The sequence below is a fragment of the Lacrimispora sinapis genome (genome assembly GCF_043633585.1).
Lineage (GTDB): Bacteria > Bacillota > Clostridia > Lachnospirales > Lachnospiraceae > Lacrimispora > Lacrimispora sinapis.
This window is the reverse complement of the sequence record NZ_CP141832.1, coordinates 1,321,772-1,342,963: the sequence shown is the minus strand read 5'-3', so window position 1 is coordinate 1,342,963 and position 21,192 is coordinate 1,321,772. Positions and strand designations below refer to the sequence as shown.

Annotated in this window: 17 protein-coding genes; 1 reads left to right on the top strand and 16 read right to left on the bottom strand. The window is 45.6% G+C overall.

Going from position 1 to position 21,192, the window contains the following annotated elements; genetic code table 11:
- Window positions 1-34: 34 nt before the first annotated feature.
- Window positions 35-664, bottom strand: a complete 630-nt coding sequence (locus tag VIG27_RS06085; RefSeq protein ID WP_394526088.1) for an NAD(P)-dependent oxidoreductase — start codon at window positions 662-664, stop codon at window positions 35-37.
- Between the two features lie 261 nt (window positions 665-925).
- Here VIG27_RS06085 and VIG27_RS06080 point away from each other — a divergent pair, with 261 nt between their 5' ends.
- Window positions 926-1,525 carry a TetR/AcrR family transcriptional regulator gene (locus VIG27_RS06080; RefSeq protein WP_394526085.1) on the top strand — a complete coding sequence of 200 codons (600 nt, stop codon included), beginning with the start codon at window positions 926-928 and terminating at the stop codon, window positions 1,523-1,525.
- Window positions 1,526-1,615: 90 nt separating this feature from the next.
- On the opposite strand, the gene VIG27_RS06075 is transcribed toward VIG27_RS06080, so the two are convergent.
- The 15 genes from VIG27_RS06075 to VIG27_RS06005 form a co-directional block, all read right to left on the bottom strand.
- On the bottom strand, window positions 1,616-3,100 hold the full coding sequence (locus VIG27_RS06075; RefSeq protein ID WP_394526083.1) for an NAD-dependent epimerase/dehydratase family protein: 1,485 nt from the start codon (window positions 3,098-3,100) through the stop codon (window positions 1,616-1,618).
- A gap of 58 nt (window positions 3,101-3,158) precedes the next feature.
- On the bottom strand, window positions 3,159-5,096 hold the full coding sequence (locus VIG27_RS06070) for an FAD-dependent oxidoreductase (RefSeq protein WP_394526081.1): 1,938 nt from the start codon (window positions 5,094-5,096) through the stop codon (window positions 3,159-3,161).
- A gap of 20 nt (window positions 5,097-5,116) precedes the next feature.
- Complete coding sequence (locus VIG27_RS06065; protein WP_394526078.1) at window positions 5,117-5,857, bottom strand: SDR family NAD(P)-dependent oxidoreductase; 741 nt, start codon at window positions 5,855-5,857, stop codon at window positions 5,117-5,119.
- Between the two features lie 366 nt (window positions 5,858-6,223).
- Window positions 6,224-7,924, bottom strand: a complete 1,701-nt coding sequence (locus VIG27_RS06060) for a methyl-accepting chemotaxis protein (protein ID WP_394526075.1) — start codon at window positions 7,922-7,924, stop codon at window positions 6,224-6,226.
- Window positions 7,925-8,392: 468 nt separating this feature from the next.
- Entirely contained in the window at window positions 8,393-8,857 is a 465-nt protein-coding gene (tnpA, locus tag VIG27_RS06055) for an IS200/IS605 family transposase (RefSeq protein WP_394524837.1), read from the bottom strand.
- A 221-nt stretch (window positions 8,858-9,078) separates the two neighbouring features.
- Entirely contained in the window at window positions 9,079-9,567 is a 489-nt protein-coding gene (locus VIG27_RS06050; protein WP_394526073.1) for a GNAT family N-acetyltransferase, read from the bottom strand.
- A 146-nt stretch (window positions 9,568-9,713) separates the two neighbouring features.
- Window positions 9,714-11,435 carry a phospho-sugar mutase gene (locus tag VIG27_RS06045; protein ID WP_394526069.1) on the bottom strand — a complete coding sequence of 574 codons (1,722 nt, stop codon included), beginning with the start codon at window positions 11,433-11,435 and terminating at the stop codon, window positions 9,714-9,716.
- 22 nt (window positions 11,436-11,457) lie between these two features.
- Complete coding sequence (locus tag VIG27_RS06040; protein ID WP_394526065.1) at window positions 11,458-12,567, bottom strand: SGNH/GDSL hydrolase family protein; 1,110 nt, start codon at window positions 12,565-12,567, stop codon at window positions 11,458-11,460.
- A 25-nt stretch (window positions 12,568-12,592) separates the two neighbouring features.
- The gene (locus tag VIG27_RS06035; protein ID WP_394526063.1) at window positions 12,593-14,803 is read right to left on the bottom strand and encodes a glycosyl hydrolase; all 2,211 of its coding nucleotides are present in this window, start codon (window positions 14,801-14,803) and stop codon (window positions 12,593-12,595) included.
- A 23-nt stretch (window positions 14,804-14,826) separates the two neighbouring features.
- Entirely contained in the window at window positions 14,827-15,873 is a 1,047-nt protein-coding gene (locus tag VIG27_RS06030; protein ID WP_394526061.1) for an electron transporter RnfD, read from the bottom strand.
- Complete coding sequence (locus VIG27_RS06025) at window positions 15,870-17,060, bottom strand: glycosidase (RefSeq protein ID WP_394526059.1); 1,191 nt, start codon at window positions 17,058-17,060, stop codon at window positions 15,870-15,872. The genes VIG27_RS06030 and VIG27_RS06025 overlap by 4 nt, the downstream gene beginning before the upstream one ends.
- A complete protein-coding gene (locus tag VIG27_RS06020; RefSeq protein WP_394526057.1) occupies window positions 17,050-18,222 on the bottom strand; it encodes an AGE family epimerase/isomerase in 1,173 nt (390 codons plus the stop codon). Before VIG27_RS06020 ends, VIG27_RS06025 begins: the two co-directional genes overlap by 11 nt.
- A 14-nt stretch (window positions 18,223-18,236) precedes the next feature.
- Window positions 18,237-19,265, bottom strand: a complete 1,029-nt coding sequence (locus VIG27_RS06015; RefSeq protein WP_394526055.1) for a glycosylase — start codon at window positions 19,263-19,265, stop codon at window positions 18,237-18,239.
- A gap of 60 nt (window positions 19,266-19,325) precedes the next feature.
- The gene (locus tag VIG27_RS06010) at window positions 19,326-20,180 is read right to left on the bottom strand and encodes a carbohydrate ABC transporter permease (protein ID WP_394526052.1); all 855 of its coding nucleotides are present in this window, start codon (window positions 20,178-20,180) and stop codon (window positions 19,326-19,328) included.
- Complete coding sequence (locus VIG27_RS06005) at window positions 20,180-21,181, bottom strand: carbohydrate ABC transporter permease (RefSeq protein WP_394526048.1); 1,002 nt, start codon at window positions 21,179-21,181, stop codon at window positions 20,180-20,182. Before VIG27_RS06005 ends, VIG27_RS06010 begins: the two co-directional genes overlap by 1 nt.
- Between the last annotated feature and the right edge of the window lie 11 nt (window positions 21,182-21,192).

Here is a 21,192-nt window from a genome sequence, read left to right as displayed (position 1 = left end):
CAGGGGGTATTTCATAGTTTCTATCGAGCTGCTATCAGGAAATGACAGAAATGCGCTGCTTGATATGATTTCCCTTTTCCGCTTCATCAATCATTGCAATGGCATAATCTGCATAGCTGATATAGCTTTCCCCCTTATCATTTGTAAAGTACTCTTCTCCTCCAAGCCGGTATTTTCCGGTTCTTTCCCCTTTATCATCAAAGAAAGAGGCAGGGCTTAAATATGTCCAGTTTACATCCTCATGTGTCCTCAGCTCATCCAGTGCCAGTGCCATTTTGGAAGCGGTCGGATAGTACTCCTTAGGAAAATCCGGAGTATCCATAAGCCTCTTGGTATGGGAAGAATCTACATAGAGACTGCCTGCACCACCTACAAACAGCAAACGGTTGCTTTTGCCGCTGAGCAGATCCGTAAGGTGTGTTACAACTCTTTTATGAAGAAGAGTATCCTCATTCCAGGTGCCAAAAGCACTGATGATAACCTCATAATCCCTTAAATCATCAAAAGTAAGATCAAATAAATCCTTTTCAATGATTTTGCAATCTGTATTCGGCAGTTTATTTTTATCTCTTACAACTGCTGCGACTTCATGCCCCCTCCGCTGTGCTTCTAAAAGGAGTTGACTTCCCTGTTTTCCCGATGCTCCGATAATCATTAATTTCATAATGTATATCTCCTTTCATTCTATTGTGATTTCATTATAGTGTATAATGGTATTATCGTAAAGTAGGAACCATTTAGTTACCTAGGTTACTAATAGATACTAATAGAGAGCGAACCAAAGCCGGCCAACGCTTTCCACCATTGATTTTCTACTTTTATTTTTGTCAGTAACAGGTATTTTCAATCGGTTATAATTCAATTATAATGGATTAAGAAGAAAAAATGGCTAACAGGCACACTGTTGGTTGAAAGGGGTTGTCCAATGGAAGATCGAACAGACTTACGGGTTGTGAAAACACTGGAAAGTATAAAAAATGGATTTGCTTTCTGCATAAAGCAGAAAAAATTTTCAAATTTAACGGTAACAGACCTTACTGCTGCTGCCAGGATCAACCGGTCCACGTTTTATAAATATTATAACGATAAATATGATTTAAGGGATTTTCTGATAACCTCCACTTTAGAAGAATTATCTGCCCAAATCAATATGGAGCCATTTCATCTGGAGCATAACAGAGTGAATATTTCACTGGATCTTTTAAGGAAACAACTTCAATTTATGTACGACCATAAGGAATGGTATCTCATATTATGGGACAAAAATACAGAATTATATGTTTTTGACGATATGCTTCACATTTTTGAACAACGCACCAGAGAAAACTTCTCTAATCTTCTTCATCAAACACAAAATACGGAGTTTCACTTAACAGAGAAGCAGGAGCTGTTTGTCCGTTTGTTTTCCAGTTCTGCGATGACAACGGTGAAATGGTGGTATGAATATGCACCCAACCTGTCTTCTGCGGACGTCTCCCAAATTATCATTGATAATATAAAATACGGAATGCGGGCATTTTTATAAGATAAGAACGCGTTGATCCTATCCTCATGATCCACTTGCAGACCCGTTATCCGATCATAACGCTCCTTTGGACCACGAGGATAGCAATGCTTATTTATATAACGTTTCTACCTTTTTTACATCCGCAGCCATCTTTACACGGAAGTTTTTCTCCCCTTTATGAAGGGGTTTCCATACCTGTGCAAAGAAAGGGTTCACATCAGCAATTTCCCCATACTTCCATTCCTTACTGTCACATTCCCTGCACCAGTGTCCGGCAAATAAAATCAGATATGGAGTTGCTGCAAATTCATGTCCGAAGGCACATTTCCATTTTAACGGTGCATAAAGACTGCCCTTTTCCATGGATCGGGATAAGCATTCTCCGCCGCGGAACTTTGCCGCCTGCTGCATATCATCTATATCCAGCTCTTTTGCCGGTTTTGTCTCATCAAAACCATGGTCCAGCTTTCTTGGTGAATCGCAGGGAATGGAAATTACGATTTCATTCCAGGATTTTGGGATTGCTTCATACTTTTCCTTCGAGCCAAACCACACGTTTATTCTTTCTTCATCATGATCCGCAACAAACTGCAGAACGCCGCCGGGACGGCTGATAATTTCTTTTGTTTTTGCCTTTTGCTGCTCTTTTGTGGGCATCGCAAAGCCCGGTCCTGCTGCTTCTATCATCGACGCCATTTTCTGAAGGTACTCTTTTTGCACCTCTGCAAAGGATTTCGTGCGGAACGGCACCAGCTCCTGCAATTCGTCTGCATCGGTATAAAACTGTCCGTGGAAATTGCCGGCTGCCATCCAGTTCGGTTCATAAATATCCCGTAAATCCGAGCCTAAAGAAGCACTGAAGGTATAACAGGTCTGACGATAATCGGCTCCCCCGCTTAAATTGTAAACCCTTCTCCAGAATTGATCCGGTACCGTATCCAGGCATACATTGCGCATCAAATTGCCGGAATCTTCTGCATTGGACCACTCCAGACAATTATTATAGGGCTGATGGCTGATAATAGGATATTCTCCGCTGGACGGATTCACAGGTGCCATACCGGTCTGCCTTATGGAGGTCCAGTACTTTAACCCTGATTCAATTACTGCACGCTCTGAAAAGCATTTGCTGATCGCATAATAATCGTAGATGGAAGGCTTTAATGGATCACCGACACGCCCCCAATGAATGGGCGGCATGCGATCCCCTGTCATAGCTACCGTTCCAATGTATACAAAATGAGTTTTATCCTGCTGACCAAAATCCTTTATACTTTTCAGCATGGATAAGGTGGAGCCGTAGTTGATTCTCATTGCTTCTTCCGGCTCCTCATCTGCGAATGGAGATACGAGGGCACCTACATGCAGCACGTAATCCGCATCTTTTACACCTTCTGCCAGTTTTTCATCATCCTTTAAATCTCCCCAGATGATTTCTAATTTGCCGTCAAAAGGCGCCAGCTTTTTTTTATTTGTTTCCGATTCTCTTGCTAACACCCTAAGCGTAAATTCATCCACATTTTCCATAAACTTTTTGACGGTTTCCATGCCCATTTGTCCTGTGGCACCAGTTAAAAATACAATTTTCTTCATCTGCACGATACCTCCTGTGGGATCTTCGATTAATTATTTATGATTCTATGATCGTTTTCTAAATACATCTGGCTGCCTCGTATGCTTCCGAAATAGCATTTAAGGCTCTGCGCGCTTTTATGGCATCACCTACCACATAATATGGAATATTTTCTTTTTTACATACGTTTATAATCTCCTCCGTGGATCTTTTTTGGGAGCCAACTGCAATTACGGCATAATCTGCCGGCAGACTTATCTCTTTTCCTTTCACTTCAACGATTACCTGATGGTCCCGGACTGCTTTACAGGCTGCGTTGGTTACGGTTTTAATGCCTGATTGGGCAATTGCCCTATTGACAGCAATTTTACGCATATCTCCCAGATCAATTCCTACTGCTTCCCGCATTTCCACTACCGTAATCTCACAGCCTCTTTCCCGGAGATATTCTGCAGCCTCTAATCCCACCAGCCCTCCGCCGATCACAACCACATTCCCGGATAAGTTTTTCGTTCCCTGTAATACTTCCTTAAAATTTGTTACATAGGATTCCTCTATGCCTTCCAGGTCCGGAATAAAAGGCTCTGCGCCGATGGCAGCAATGACTGCATCCGGCTTTACACCTTCAATCAGTTCCGGTGTAACCGCTGTATTCAAATGTACCTCAATACCAAGCTCCTCAATATTTTTTGCGGCCATCCGGACCGCCATCGCCGTATCCTCTTTCCTGGGTGCTGCGCCTGCCATCAAAAGCTGGCCTCCCAGATGGTCCTCTGCTTCATAGAGCACTGGTATGTGACCTCTTTTAAAAAGAATATCGGCGGCCTCCAGACCTGCAATCCCGCCGCCTGCAATCAGAACCTTTTTGGGGGATTGGGTTTTTGTAAGCTTTAATTCCTCCTCTAATCCAAGGGCCGGATTTCTTAAGCAGGTAATATGATCCTTCGTCTTGTCCACAAAATAATCATAACAGCCCTGATCACAGCCGATGCAGTACTTGATGGAAGACAATTTCCCTTCTCTGGCTTTATTGCAGAACTCAGGATCAGCAAGCTGTGCTCTGGCCATGACGATCAAATCGGCTTTGTCCTCTTTTAGTATCTGCTCCGCGTATTCCGGAGTATTGATACGTCCTGCCGGCATCGTAAGCATACCAGTTTCCTTCCTGATACGGGCAGCTTTCTCCACATTAAAACCATGAGGCAAATCCATCGGGGGCGTTTCATACATCACTGCACTGGTTAAAATATTGCCTCTGGAAATATTGAGAACATCCACCCCCTCTTTCCCCGCCATTTTACAAAATGCAATCACCTCTTCCATGGTCAGACCTCCGGCAAGTTCATCATCATGGCAGTCGATCCGCATAAAGACGGGCATTCCCTCCGGGATATTGGCCCGGATCGAACGGATACATTCCAGCGGAAATCTGGTGCGTTTCTCAAAATCTCCTCCATACTCATCCTTGCGGTGATTGATTCCGCCAGATAAGAAAGAATGGGGTAAATACGTATGTCCGCAGTGAAATTCAACCGCATCAAAGCCTGCTGTAACCGCTCTTTTTGCGGCATTTCCATAGGCCTCTATCACGCTGTTAATCCGCTGTATGGTCATTCCCGGAATCGTAAAGCCGGCAGATACCTCCATATCCGATGGAACGAGAACTTCTGCCGCAGGGTCCATTGATACTGCCAGGGAGCCTTGCCATAGCTGTACACATATGCTTCCTCCGGACTGATGTACCGCCGAGGTGAGCTTTTTCAATCCGGGAATATACCGGTCTTCACTTATGGCTAAAAATGCATTGGGTGAACTGGCCGGGTCAACGGAACAGACTTCTGTGGTATTCATACCAACTCCGCCTTTTGCTCTGGCTGCGTGGTAATGGATCAGTTTCTGTGTAACTTCTCTGCCATTCCAACCGGTCATATGAGTTCCCATTCCTGCCATGATCACTCGGTTGGAAAGCTTTAAATCGCGTATGCGAATCGGTGTGAATAGTTTATCAAATGGCATCCTTTACCTCCATACCTTTCCTATAAAGACTGAAAAATACCATCCACTGTGATGATCTGTCCTGAAATGAAATTGGCTTTTTCCGAGGCAAAAAACACAGCCGTAGCTCCAATTTCTTCCGGACTTCCCAACCGTCCTGCATATATACGGCTTTTTACCCAGTCTTTTACCTCCTCCGATAAATCAGCAACCATATCCGTATCAATGGGGCCGGGGCATATTGCATTTACATTGATTCCCAATGGGGCCAAATCTCTTGCAAGAGTCTTCGTCAGCCCGTGAAGTGCTGACTTGGAAGAAGCATATGCAGAACTGGCGGAAGCTCCTGTTTGTGCGCTGGTGGACGACATAAAAATGATACTTCCTGATTTTCTTTCCATCATATGCGGGACTACCAGCTTTGACATATAAAATGCCCCATATGTATTCACCTTCATGACCTGATCAAACTTCTCCAATGTGGTTTCAGCGATCGAACCGTTGGCTTCTATTCCTGCGTTATTGACTAACACATCAATACGTCCAAATTTATCCAGTGCTGCCTGTACCATTTTTTCGCATTCCTCAAATTGGGATACATCCGCCTGATGGATCAAAACCTCTGCCCCTAAACTTCTGCACACACCTGCTGCTTTTTCAGCACGTTCCATATTCCGGTTTCCATGGATCACAACATCATAACCTGCCTGTGCAAATTCTTTCGCACACCCGGCTCCGATTCCCCTGGAGGACCCGGTAATAAGCACTACTTTTTTATTCATGTGATTCGTCTCCCCTTCCATTTTACGGTAATTAATACCTTTATTTTAGTTGTTTTAAAATAATATGGTACATCTCATATGAAACAATTATCTTGTATCATATGAAACATAAGTACCATAATATTCCATTTTTATTATTCCAGATACACCCTTACTTCACCTGTAATGCCGGATAAGGCTGTGGGCTTTTCTTCTAACGGAAACCAATGAGATGAATTCTGTTTTTGCTGCTGCACTTTCCAGCCGTGACCGGGTTTCCTGGCAAGTGAAATTGTTTCCTATGTGATCGAAAGAACTCTCTGATTGATCATAAAAAATGCATCTTGATCGGCCCTAAAAGCATGATCAAGATGCATGAAGTATCGTTTATATCTCGTATTGATCCATATCAAATTTAAATTGTGTGATCTTCTCCCGAAGCAAGGCTGCCTGAGCCGAAAGTTCCTCGCTGGAAGCTGAGCTTTCCTCTGCCGTGGCCGCATTGGTCTGAACCACTGTTAAAATCTGCTCCAGCCCTTCCGTAATACGGGAAATAGACTGTGCCTGTTCTGTGGTGACGTTATCAATCTGAAGAATCAGATCATTCACCATTTCATTCTTTTGGCTTATCCCCAAAAGAATGGTTTCCAGATCAGAAGCAATGGTTATTCCATCGGAAACCCGTTCCTTGGAGTCAAAGATCAATTCCGTGGTTTGCTTTGCAGCTTCCGCCGACTTAGCTGCCAGATTGCGGACCTCATCTGCCACTACCGCAAATCCCTTTCCGGCCTCTCCTGCGCGAGCGGCTTCCACGGCTGCGTTCAATGCCAGAATATTGGTCTGGAAGGCGATATCTTCAATCACCTTTATAATTCCTGTGATCTGCTGGGAGGATTGGCCGATGCTTTCCATGGCCTGAAGCATGCCTTTCATCTGCGCCGTTCCATCATTCACACGCTCCGTCGTCTGTTCCACCTGAGTGATGGCCTGACGTACATTAGCAAAATTGTCATTCGCCTGTTTCTCCACATCTTGAAGCGCCCCGGACAGTTCTTCCACGGATGCCGCCTGCTCCGTGGTCCCCTGGCTGAGAATCTGTGCTCCGGCCGACATCTGGTCCGCACCTGCATCTACCTGCTGGGCTGCCGTATAGATTCCGGAAAGCGTAAGACTCAGTTCCTTGCGGATCTTGTTCATCGCTGTCTGGATTCCCTCGTAATCTCCCTGATACATTTGAGGGCAGGAACTTGTAACCAGCAAATTGCCTTTCCCCATTTCCTCCAACTGGCTTTTTATATCAGAGATAATCAATCTCAGATTGTCTGAAATGTTTAAAAAGCTTTGGGTAAGCTGGCCGATCTCATCATTGGGGATACGGATTCCGGCAGCTTCCGACAAATCACAATTGCACATTTTTTCTGCAATCGCTACAGCGGTTTTAACCGGACCCATGGTTTTTGATATAATCACGGTACAGATACCGATCAGCACCAACAATTCTCCCAGGGTAATAAGATAAACCAGGAATGTGGTTTTGTTGCTCTTATTTATAATATCGGCTGCATCGTAATCACAGCCCAGTACGCCAACAACTTCATTTTTATCATTTAAGACAGGAACGTAAGAAGTTATCAGCATCCCATCTTCGGTATCATCAATTTTTGGATCCTGTATGGCTTTTCCCATAAAGGCCGGTTTCAGTTCTTCATAAGAATCCGTAAATTCTTTTCCAACCGGCTCTTCTCCATCTGCATCCACACCATAAGAAACGGTCGTCCCGTCACTTGTCAGCGTGTAGACATATTTGATCAGAGTGTGTTCTCTGGCTTTATTGAGCTGCTCTGCGATCTGCTGATAAGCCTGAGTGCCCTCATCTCCCGGACCAATGGTTTTCAGTACATCAGCATCAATCCCCTGCACTGCAAATTGTGCAGCCACCTGGGCCTGTTCTGCTGCAATTTTTGTCATGTTGTTTTTCATCGTACCGCTTAACCACATTCCCATAGAAACAAATGCAATAATATTTAAAATAACTACAGGGACTAAAATCTTATGTCTGACGCTGACATATTTCACTTTTGTATTCATCTGCTTTATCCTTTCTAACAACCGCATATTTTTATTTCCCCTAAATCGACGCAAGCGATTTGCATAGAAATGATGAAAGTGGGTTGTAACTACTCACAGCAAAGACTTTAGCATAGTGTAATTACTTCTGCAACCTATTTTTTGTAAAATGAGAATTTATAGGAATTTACATTGCTGATTGACAATCACCTTCTGCAATAATAAACTTTAAAATAGGCTGTTAATATAAAGATACTGCAAAACATTTTCATGATTCCAAACCTTAACGGAGATACATATAGAGAAAGCCAGGGAGTGTATCTCTTATTGGATCACATGAAGTCAAGACCACCCGTAAAACGGGTGGCTTGTGAAAAGGGTATAACCCTTTGATACTAGGCCAGCGTCTCAAGGCGCTGGCTTTCACTTCGTTCAAGCCACTATGCTTTTGACTCGTTGCCACCCCTGAAGGGGCCTTTGTAATACCGACTAACCCTTAAAAGGGTCCTCGTATTCTTTTACACTTAGTTTATCTTGTAAAATATCCGCTTTCTCCTGCTCCTTTATATATTTTCGGATGGTGTCCTCATTTAGTCCTACCGTGCTTACGTAGTATCCTTCCGACCAAAAATGTCGGTTTCCGAATTTATACTTTAGGTTTGCATGGCGATCAAACATCATAAGGGCGGATTTTCCTTTCAGATAACCCATAAAGCTAGATATGCTAATTTTAGGCGGAATACTTACCAGCATATGTACATGATCTGGCATTATATGGCCTTCTAAGATTTGTACTCCCTTATAATTGCATAGTTGCTTCAAAACATCTCTCAAATCTTCCTTGTATTGATTATAAATTACTTTTCGTCTATACTTAGGTGTGAAGACGATATGATATTTGCACATCCATTTCGTATGTGCCAGTTCATTGGCTTTCTTCGCCAATGAAATCACCTTTCCTTTCTTTAATAGTGGCTTGGACACCTCTATTATAATCGGAAAGGTGATTTTTTGTATAACTTACTGACTCGCACCCGCATAGCGGGTGGTTTATTATTTCACATGGATTCATTTCTCTTAAAAAGAAACTCACCCATGTTCAACAGGCTAAAGCCCATAACAAAAAAAGACTGCCAAAATTCCTGACAGTCTTATTCTCCGCTTTTTCCCTCTCCTTAATTTAACGCAAGGTACATAATATGCATATCCGAATATTCTCCATTTTTTAACCGGTATCCCCTGGGAACGGTACCAATGATCTCAAACCCTATTTTTTGATAGGTATGGATAGCTGCCGTGTTTCCCACCACAACTGCGTTGAACTGCATTCCCTGAAACCCCAGCTCTTTTGCCTGCTGGATACATTTGCGCACCAGAGGCTCCGCCAGCTTTCTGCCCCGGAACTCCCTGGCGATTGCAAAGCTGGCATTGGCTACGTGTCCGCATCTGCCTATATGGTTCGGGTGCAGAATATAATAGCCCGCCACTTGATCCTCCACCAAAATACAGGTGACTGCGGACTGGCTCGCAAGCATCTCTTCAAATTCCTCTTTCTCACAGAGCTTCTCTCCGGGAAAGGCATTCCCCTCCATCAAAATATCATTCCAAATCTCTTTTAATAATTCCACATCTTCTTTTTGATATGTACGAAAAGTAACATTCATATTCATTCTCCATCCACTTTCTACCTTGTATTTCTGACTTTTGTGTAAATATTGAATAAACTACACCCTTGTCATCCTATTATATTATATAATATCATTTGCTTTCTATCAAGGTAACAACGAATGGCTAACTTATACATTTTTTTTTATATCAAAGTTTGGACCGCCGCAGTAAGTTTTTCCAGCTTCGTTTTTCCATCGGCTTTACTCTTTCCCTTTACCCCCATATAAAGCTTTCCCTTGGGTTCTGTACCTGACGGACGGATGCAACACCATGCTTCCTCCTCCAGTTCAAAATACAGTACATCCGAGACAGGGAGTGCCATGGCAGTCTGTTTGCCGGTTTCCATATCCTTTCTTACCCCTGTTTTGTAATCCCGAAAGGCCTTTACCTGATAATTCCCGAGGAATGAGGGCGGGTTCTTTCTGATGGTTTCCAGAATCCCTTTTATTTTTTCCGCCCCTTCTCTCCCTTTTAATGTGACCGTGGAAAGATCTTCCATATAATAACCATATTTCTCATACAGACGGTCCATCTGACGGCAAAGGGTGATTCCCTGTGACTGATAATAGGCGGCTGCCTCACACAGTGCCATCACCGCCACGACTGCGTCCTTATCTCTGGCGTGAGTGCCCAAAAGGCATCCATAGCTTTCCTCATAACCAAATAAAAATTGGGGGCTGTTGTTTCGTTCAAATAACTTCATCTGTTCTCCGATGTATTTAAATCCGGTCAACGTTTCTATCAGCTTTACACCGTAAGCGTTTGTGATTGCCTTTGCCATCTTGCCGGAAACAATGGTAGTCACTACGACCCCGTCTTTTGGCAGCTCCTGCCTTGCCTGCTTCTGGGATAAAAGGTACTCCAGTATGATCATGGCCGACATATTTCCGGTGAAGGGCCGATAGGTCCCGCAGGTTTCATCCTTTGCATAGACGCCCAAACGGTCTGCATCCGGATCTGTGGCAAGCACCAGATCAGCATCCACCGTTTCTGCCAGTTTTAGCGCCAGGGAGAATGCCTTTTTATCTTCGGGATTGGGATAGCTGACCGTGGGGAAATCCCCATCGGGCTGTTCCTGCTCCGGCACAGTATAAACCTGTTCAAAGCCAAGCTCTTTTAAGATCCGGCGCACCAAGAGGTTTCCGGTTCCGTGAAGAGGCGTGTATACAATCTTTATGCCGTTCCCCTGCTTTTTGATGATCTCCGGATGGAGGACCAGTTTTTTTAATTTTTCTATGTAACGGTCATCCAGTTCTGTTCCGATCCATTGGTACAAGCCCTGTTCAAGTGCCGCTTCCAGCTTCATGGTTCTGAGACAGGCATAATCTGTTATGGCATTGACCTCTGCCATGATTTCCCGGTCCTTGGGCGCAGTAATCTGTGCACCATCTTCCCAGTACACCTTATAGCCGTTATATTCTGCCGGATTATGGCTGGCTGTAATGACGATTCCGGCAATACAGCCAAGCTCTCTCACCGCAAAGGACAGCACGGGCGTGGGTCTTAGGGATTCAAAAACATAAGCCTTAATTCCATTTGCCGCCAGACAAAGAGCCGCCTCCCTGGCAAACTCTTTGGAATGGTTCCTGGAGTCATAGGCAATGGCCACCCCTTTTTTCTCTCCATTGTTCAAAATTATATCATTGGCAAGCCCCTGAGTCGCCTTGCGCACCGTATAGATGTTCATCCGGTTGGTTCCCGCTCCAAGAATTCCCCGAAGCCCTCCGGTTCCAAATGCCAGCTCCTTATAAAAACGGTCTTCTATTTCTTTTGGGTCATCCGCAATGGCCCTCAGCTCCTTTTTTGTATTTTCATCAAAAATAGGACTTTCACACCACAATTGATAGTTCTTCCTGGCTTCCATGGTTTTCTCCCTGCTTTCTATCTCAGGCAAGGATCAGGGACAGGAGATAAAACGGCTCTGCATCCTGATCCGTTGCCTTTATAATCTCTATTAAAATCTCATGGTCACGTGTTTGTGCATGGTGCAGCACCGGCTGAAGATAAAGACAGTCGCCCCAGGTCTCTTCAAAATTGCCGTCTAAGAGGACCGCATTTTTCAGGTCCCCGTCCACCACCAACCGCGCCACCGGTGTGGGGTGCTTTACCGATTTCCGGTATTGGACCGCCAGGCTGCTGCATTCCAGATGAAACACGATCTGATCTCCCACTTTGCTTCCCATCCAGCCGCCTTTAAAATGATCATACTTATTTTCTTTTTCCCGATGATCCGCACAAAAGCCTGACAGCCCGGGCATACAGTTTTTATTCTGATACCGCATTGCATGCTCGTACCCATTGGCTGTTAAGGGGCTGGGATAAGCGGGTTCCTCCTCTTCCTGGTCCCGCTCTTCCCACACCTGTTCCAAAAGCCTTATCAGCTCCCCGGCCACCAGCTCATGCCCCCTGTCATTGGGGTGAAGATTATCAGGCGTCAGTTCCTGAGCCTGATACCTTCCTGCCCTGATATCTGCATAAATGCTCTCTTTCATGCTCACACAGGGGATTCCATAGTGAGCGGCAACTGGGTTGTGATACTCCTGGGCATTGGCTCCCGTATCATAAAATACATTGTTTAGAACCACGACTGCCGGCTTGGTGTGCCACTGGTACACCTTTCGGATCACACCTTCAAATGTTTCCTGGAAAAACCCGTTCGCTTCATCATTGACCGAAAAGTCTACAAAGACGATATCCGGCTGCTTTTCCAATACATCCGCTTCCGCTCTGGCAGCACCAAACAGAGAGGAAGTCCCTCCGATTCCTCCGTTTACATACCCGATGTCTGCCTGCTTAAATGTTTCTTTCAACCACTGGCAGACCAAATATGCATAGCACCGTTTTTCATCTGTGGCCAGGCTTCCCTGGGTGATGGAGCCTCCCAAAAAGCCCACCACAATCCTTTCCCCTCTGAAAGCCCGTACCATGCACTGTTTCAGACGTTTCCAATTTCCTCTGTTTACAATTCCTTTTGCATATGGTTCCTGTAATATCATCGTTTATTTGCCTCTTTTTTGATTCCTATTGTCTCTCCGTTTTATAGGTCACCTCTGTTGCATCACTTTTCACCCCGCGGATATCATCCACATACATCACGGATTCCACCTCCGTCTGACCAATGGTATTGCACCAAATACCAAAACTGGTAATGGCGGAAGGATCAAACGTTCCTCCATTTTTGCCTTTCATGGCAGAAAATGGAATGGTAATATACCGGGACTCTGTGGTTGCAGCAAATTCCGGAAGAAAGACTTCAAAATCTTCTCCATTGCTGGTGAGCTGAATCACCAGTTTCTGTCCCTTTCCATCCGGTGTAACAAAGAGCTGCAACGCCTGATACTCCTTCCAGTCCGCGTCCAGCGGTTTGGTGGTTCCGGCCCAGCCTTCGCTGCCGTTCATGGACGAGATGTGATATTGAAATGCCATCCCATAATCCCCCTCTGCCTTGTGTTCTTTTGAGAGTTGGAGAAAAACACTGCATCCGGGTGCTGAATTGACCGTCCAGTTCTTAGCCAGAAGCTCATGATTTCCAAGATAATCTTCAAAAGAATCAACCACTGAGGGGTCCTGCTTTTCTTCCTCCACATTATAGAGCAGATTCATGCGGTTTAAGGTTTTTCCATCTGCCTTCAGTTCAATGGTCCCCAGGCTTTTTCCCAATTTCTTTAACTGTTCCCCTGATACGGTGGCCGAATAAAGATGCTTCAGCCCGCCTGAATCCTGTTTCTTTTCCGCTTTCAATTCAACAACTGCCGTCTGATCCTGGTTCCCAAGTACAAATTGTACGATCCCCGCATCTTTGCTCAAGCTTGCTGTAATTGTTTGCGTCTCATTCAATCTGGAACCGGAAACAGGGCTCAAAAAATATCCCAGACATTCCTTTGATACGACAGAAGGTGCCTTACTTTTCCCGTAAAAATTGGTTCCATCTGCAAACACCGTTCGTTTGTCATTATAAAAGTCAATGAATCCATCCGCCATCTCATGGCCGTGGACCGCATCCGTCTTATAAGGGGCAAAAAAATTGTTTACTCCATCAAAATTAGCCCACACCATGAAATAAGGCATTTTTGACTCCTCTGCCACCTCAAGGATTTCTTGAAACCAGTTCAGCCTTGTATTTCCAAAGGGCGCAAGTCCTCCATAGTTCTTTCCGTCACCCAGAGAAGTCATCACCCGCATTCCGGTCTCTGAGACAGCCGGTATCTTGCCGTGTTTTGCCGCGATTTGTTCCACCAGCTTTGCCGTATTGCGGAAAGACTCTATAAAGCCATCCTCCTGTTTTGGATTGTCATGGTACATATCGAAGGCGATCACATCCACATAGCCATCCCCTGGATAACGGCTTTCATAATCAGCCTCATCCGAAAACGGGCCATTAGGGGAATACACATACAGAAAATTATGGACTCCTTTTACCTCCGTCAAATACTCTTGCGTATAACGGAAAACATTCTTATAGGTCTCCTCCTCACAGTACGCGGCTCCCCACCAGAACCAGCTTCCATTATTTTCATGAAAGGGGCGAAACAGCACAGGAATATCTTTCTCCTGAAGGAGCAGGGCATACTTTGCAATCAAATCCAGATATCCGGTATATACCTGGTTTAGCTTTCCGCCAGGCAGTAACTGTTCCATGACCGCTCCGCTGGTGTCATCGGGCGAATAGCCGGAATAATCATAGGTTCCATTCTCATCCTTTCCTTTTTCTGCCACCTTTGAAAAATTTGGCATATGGGCTGACAGGGTAATGATTCCGCCCTGAGCCGCAGCCTCGATGGATACGCCCGCCGCTTCCTCTGCCGAATCCTTTTTTCCATCTGCAACCGGCAATTCTGCTCCGGTAAAGGACAGGGTATCAATTCCGCAGATTGCAGCAATGGAACCGGTCAAATCCTTGGTATCCGAGGGCGACGATCCCTCAAACGTTCCTCCCCCTTTGTGATGCGTGTCATTCTGGTGCCCATAAAGCACATAACCGGCTTCCCCTGCCCCCTTTAAATAAGCAAAAAGTTCCGCCGCCGGCGGCAATGCATTCTCATCTGCCAGCTGCACGCTGTCGGGGAGAGAAAGACCCGATACCAAGGTAGCCTCTCCCGGCAATGCGTTGATCCGCTTATACGGTGATTCCGTATTCCCCTTCGTGCTTTCCACCTTTGCGGTGCATCCTACTAACATGGCCATAACCAATAAGCCGGTAATCACCCGGCTCCCTCTCATTTTGTTAAGCATAAACCCTCCCCATTCTTCTCCGTTTATGATTCCCAAATCGTTCCCGGCAGTGCTTCAATAAACCGGCATAACTCCTCTGCCATCTTTTCTGCTTCTGAAATTCGGATATGTCCCGGAGTCCCCCTGCCGTTATTGGTATACTGAAAATGATACACCCGGTCATCCCCCAGCCGCTGACACACTTCTTCAATGGCTGCATCCCAGTTAGGGTCATGTTCCAGAATGGTAGTCGCAAGAATAATGGCGGCTTTGGGATATTTTTCCCGGATCTTTTTTATCCAGGCTTCATACCGTTTCTTCCAATACTGTGCCTTTTCCCCATTGGGATCTTCTTTCATATAATCCTCCGGATGATTGTCATTCTGCCCGATTGCAGCGATCACCACATGAGGGGTATATTTTGAAAAGTCCCAGTCCGTCATTTTCCCTAACTCCGGACAGTAATGGACTTTATCCCACACCGATTCCATCCCGGGATAAGCAGGTGCCGAAAACCATCCGGTTCCGTCAAGCAGGGCGATTCCTCCCTGGGCGATATCGTGGATCTGAGCATTCAATTTTCTTGCCGCTATGGCACCATAGGAATACCAGCTGTTGGAATACTCCCCGTTGTGCACCGGGTCAGGCTTTCCTGCATACTCCTCAAGCTCCGACACTTCTCCGGCGGATACGGAATCTCCGTATACCTCAATCTTCCGGTGAGGCTTCTCTGGCGGTTCCAGGAGAACCCCGTTTCCAAAAATCTCCAGCTCCTCTAAGGCAAACTCATGGCAGGCATCCTGCCTTTTAAAAAGGATCACCTGGTGTTCCCTCTCCGGAAGTCCCTCTGCCAGCACGAGCCTTGCACTTCCCTGCTCCGGTAAGAGCACTTTTTTTTGTACCCCGTCCACGATGATCCCAACGTAATTGTCCCAATAAGCCTTCCGGTTGCAGACAACCACTGCCGCACCGGTCCCCAAAAAAGCAAAGGTCAGAGAACTGGCCGGAAAGATAAATTCCGGCCTTTTGGGATTGGAGTCATCAATCCGGCCGCTGTACTGCAGCTTTTCATGGTCCAGTTCGATTTTCATATGCTGTTCTCCATTTTGCTCCTGTTTAACAGTTTTAGATTTTTCTCTATCAGCTCACAGCGCTGTGCCACACAGTCTGCGGAACGGAGAGGATCTTTCGGCGTATGAAATGCATAGTCCTCCAATCTCTCAAGAGTTGTGGTCGCTACATGCATTCTGGTATCGCTGGACGCATAATAGATATAGACTTCTCCGTTTTCCCGCGCAATTGCCCCATTGGTAAATACCACATTGGACACATCTCCGACCCGTTCCTTCCCAAGAGGAGCTAAGAACACGCCGGAAGGTTCTGCAATCACTTTGGAGGGATCTTTTAAATCCGTCGCAAATACATAGAGCACATACCGAAGGCCAGCCGCAGTCCCCCGTACCCCGTGGGCAATATGAATCCAGCCCTTTTTGCCCTTGATGGGAACTGCACCTGCCCCATTTTTCACTTCCGTAAGGGTATGATAGACCCGTTTGCTGATGATTTTCTCTTCTTCAATGACTGCATGGCAGATATCATCACAAAGACCAAAACCGATTCCGCCGCCGCTTCCTGTCTCTAGAAAGCCGTCCATTGGTCTTGTGTAAAATGCATACTTTCCATCGACAAATTCCGGATGCAGTACCACATTTCTCTGCTGGGGAGAATGTACGGTCACCAGATTGTCAAGCCGTTCCCAGGTCTTTAAATCTTTGGTTCTTACGATTCCAGCCTGTGCAACGGCCGCTGACAAATCCTTGCTATCCGGGTCCTTGCCTTCCGAACAGAATACCCCGTAAATAAAGCCATCCTCATGCTTTGTCAGACGCATATCGTATACGTTGGTTTCCTCTTTATGAGTATCAGGCAGCCGCACCGGATAATCCCAGAACCGGAAGCCATCAATTCCGCTGTCACTTTCTGCAACTGCAAAAAATGATTTCCGGTCATTTCCTTCCACCCTTGCCACCAGATAAAATTTTCCATTCATTTCAATGGCGCCGGAGTTCATGACCGCATTAATGCCCAAGCGTTCCATAAAGAACGGATTGGTTCTGTCATCCAGATCATATTTCCAGTGGAGAGGCGCATGATCCCTTGTCAGCACCGGGTATTCATACCGGTCATAAATTCCATTGCAGCGTTCTGATTTCTTGTTCTTTCTTTTAATCAGCTTTTCATATTTTTCTGATTCGATTGCGTATTGGCTATGAAGCATCCTGTAACCTCCTTATGACTTCAAAACACATTCTTCCGTTATGGTAAGGGCATTTCCATGGCTCCACTATGGGCTTTTTTAAGGGCTTGCGGTCCTGATCCAACGCCCAGTACCATTCAGAGCCTTTTCGTTTGTCTACCAGACAGGTCCTGATAAAATTCCAGATATCTTCTGCTGCCTCCCGGTACTGCTGCTGGTCCGGTGACTTTTCATATCCATTTAAAAAGCCTACCACTGCTTCTGCCTGTACCCACCAGACGCGGGTCGTGTCCTTAACCCCTCCCTCGGATTCATTTAACACCGAGGAATCCACATAAGCCCTGTCATAAATATTTTTCGTGATCTTTTTGGTAATCGGTGACATCCGCTCCGTATAGACCGGGTCCTGTAAAACTTCGCAGCCACGGTCAATGAGCCACGCTGCTTCAATATCATGGCCATAGGAATAAAGGTCAATCAGCGTGTTCCAGGTCTTGTCAAAAAACACTTCCTGCCGGCCCTGTTCTTCGTTGTACACATGAAGACAGAAGGTATCCAACATTTTCCTGATGCAGGCTCCCACCTGTGCCTCTTTTGTAACCCGGTACAGTTCCGTATAAGCCTCAAGCACATGGAGAAGGGTGTTCATGGTCTTTTCTGCCATCACTCCGTTTTCCGACAGCTTTTCATTGTCAATGGCATGAAAGGCTTCATCAAAGGCTTCCAGATACCCGTATTCATCGGTGCATTTTTCTTCCACCAGGAAAAACAGCTTTCTGGCTTCCGCTAATGCTTCCTCATCCTTTGACGCATCATAATAGGAAGAAAGTGCATAGATTGCAAAGGCCTGATTATAAGTATGCTTAATTCCCTCCTCCACGTTTCCGTCATAGGTCAGGGACCAGTACAGGCCCCCGTGGGTTTTATCCAGACATTTATTTTTTAAAAATTCATAGGCATGGCGGGCATAGTCCAACAGGCTCTCATCCTTTAAAAGCAGATAAGCATTGGAAAAGAACCAAAGAATCCGGCTATTTAAGATGCACCCCTTGACTGCCTTTTGATCCACACAGAGATCATAGCCCACATACCCGTAAAAACCACCGTTTTCCTCATCCCGCAAATGCTCCCAAAACGGGATAAGCTCCCGGATTAAGTGTCTTGTAACTTCCTCTTTCATCATGATCTTATCCTCTTTCAGCGAAGTCCGATTTCCCTATCGCTTTCTGATACCCGGCTGTGGTCCTTAATATAGGCCACAACCTCATGAACCGTCGTAAATGCCAGGCCCACATAGCTGTCCGCAGCTCCATAATAAATGGCAATTCTCCCGGTCTTTGCATCGTGAATGGTGGCACAGGGAAAGGTCACATTTGGCACAAAGCCCCGTTCTTCATACCACTCCTGGGGAGTCAGCAAAAAGTTTGCACAGCGGTATTTGACAATTGACGGCTGATCCCTATCAAGAATCGCTCCCCCGATGCTGTACACCAGCCCATTGCAGGTCCCTGTTACCCCATGGTAAAAGAGAAGCCAGCCCTCTGTGGTCTCAATGGGAGCCGCACCTCCGCCGATCTTCACATTCTCCCACCAATGGTCTCCGTTCTTTCCCATTACATGTCTGTGTTTTCCCCAGTAAACCATATCCGGGCTTTCCGACAGATAGATATCACCAAACGGTGTATGGCCGCTGTCACTGGGGCGTGACAGCATCATAAACTTTCCGTCAATTTTTCTTGGAAACAGCACAGCATTCCGGTTAAACGGCAAAAATGGATTCTCAATTCTCGTAAAGGTCTTAAAATCAGTGGTCCTTGCCATGCCAATGGAAGCCCCGTAGCAGTCCTGGCACCACATCATATAATAGACTTCCTCCACCTTGACCAGTCTGGGATCGTACGCATAGATTGGCATAAAAGGATTTCCCGCTTCATCTACAAACTGGATCTTCTCCTTTTCAAACGTCCAGTCAGTCCCATTCTGGCTGCGGCCTAAATAAATATGAGGCACCCCATCTGTTCCTTCTCCGCGGAACACTCCGATAAATCCGTCCTCGTAAGGAATTACTGCACTGTTAAAAATACGGGCAACTCCTTCCAGGGGATTTCTTCCAATAATCGGATTCCCTGAATATCTCCACACTGGCATAAAACCTTTTGTCTCCGCTCCACGCTCCTGCCACGGCATATTGGGTACATTTGGTCCAATCATTTTTACATCGCTCATTGTTCCTACCTCTGTCTTCCTTTTTTATGTATGTTTTATCACTGTCACTTCCTGCTTTTTCTATCCCTTTACCGCCCCCTGGGTCAGTCCGCTGTATATCTGCTTCTGGCAAAGAATAAAAATGAGCAGAGCCGGAATCATGGTAATAATGACTCCTGCGCAGATATAGTTGTACTGGTTTCCCAGAGGACCGGTGAATTTGAACAGGGACGTCGCCACCGTTACCAGGTTATTCTTATCCTGGAGATATAAGTTTGCCGCATAATATTCATTGTAAGTGCCTACGCCCTTTAAGATCATCACCGTAATAACGGCAGGTTTTAAAAGCGGCAGCAGCACCCGGAAAAATACGCCGAAATAGGTACATCCATCCATAATTGCCGACTCATCCAGTGAGGTGGAAATATTTTCAAAAAACTGAATGAAAATATAGATGGACATGATATCCGTTCCGCACATCATCACAATGTATCCCGGAAGACTGTTGATCCAGCCAAGGCTGTACATGATCTGATACACGGACACCTGCATGGCAATTCCCGGCAGCAGAGCGGCGAACAGGAACAGATTACGAATGAACCCGTTTCCCGGAAATTTGAAACGGCTCAGCACATAGGCCAGCATAGAGCCGGAAAGCACAGAACCAATCAATACAAACACCAGAATGATTGCCGAGTTGCGGAACGCAACCCCCATATTGGCCTTCTGCCATGCTTCAATAAAGTTATTGAAATACAAAAAGCTATTTGGAGGGGACATAACACTGGTGGAGGCATATTCTTCCGGTGTCTTAAAGGCGGTAAACACGCAGACAACTACCGGGAGCACCGAAACGATTGCGCCAGCTAACAGAGTCCCATACCGGATCAGTGACCATACAAACTTTTTTATGGCTGCCCTTTTGCTCCTTGTCATCACAAGCCACCTCCTTTATGAGCCTGCAGCTTCTTCTGCTTTCTCTGGCTGCGGATGGAGTCCTGATCTCCCACTCCGAGGAAATACCGCTCTCCCAGCTTTTGAAGCAAAGCCGCCAGAAGAATCAGTACAAAAAGAACAATCGCCATTGCCGAAGCAAGACCTACCTTCTGGCTCTCATGGGCCAGCTTATTCATAATTACGAAATACGTGCCTGTGCCGAATTCACCGCCTGTGATGACATAAGGAGGTTCAAATACACTAAGAGAACCGGTGATGGCTAAAATCATATTCAGAACAACGATTGTTTTGATCCCAGGAAATATAATGTAACGAAATTTATTAAAGCCAGAAGCCCCATCAATGGCAGCCGCTTCATACAGCGTGCTGTCAATGGACATAATGGCCCCGATAAACAGCACCATGTTCTGCCCCATATAACGCCAGACCGAGGTGGCTGCAATGGAGATATTATTGATGCTCTTATCCTTCAGCCAGTAGGGAAGGTCATCCAGTTTAAATCCGCACCATTGCAGCACCGTATCCAGAACAAACCCTCTGGTATAGAAAAATTTAAAGATAAAGCCGACCGCAATTCCGCATACCAGATAAGGGAAGAACATCAGCCCCTTAAACACGCCCGCTCCCTTAATCCGAAAGCTCAGGATAGAAGCAAACCATAAGGCAAAGCCCAGCTGCACAAAAGAAGCAATGATATAATATCCACTTAATTTCAATGCCTGGAAGCAATCCTTTCTTGAGAACACCTCCGCATAATTTTTTAGGCCGACAAATTCTCTGTCACCGATGTATTTCATATCATAAAAGCTAAACTGAAACATCTTAAAAAATGGAATATAGGTAAATACCAGTAACAGAAGCAAGGGGAACAGCATAAATGTGACAATGCAAAGCCTCTTGTTCACCTTTCCCAGCTGTAACCATTTCCTAAAGCGTCCGATCTGTTCCGCAAAGCCCAATGAAGTTTTTTCCTGCTTCATATTTTTTTCCT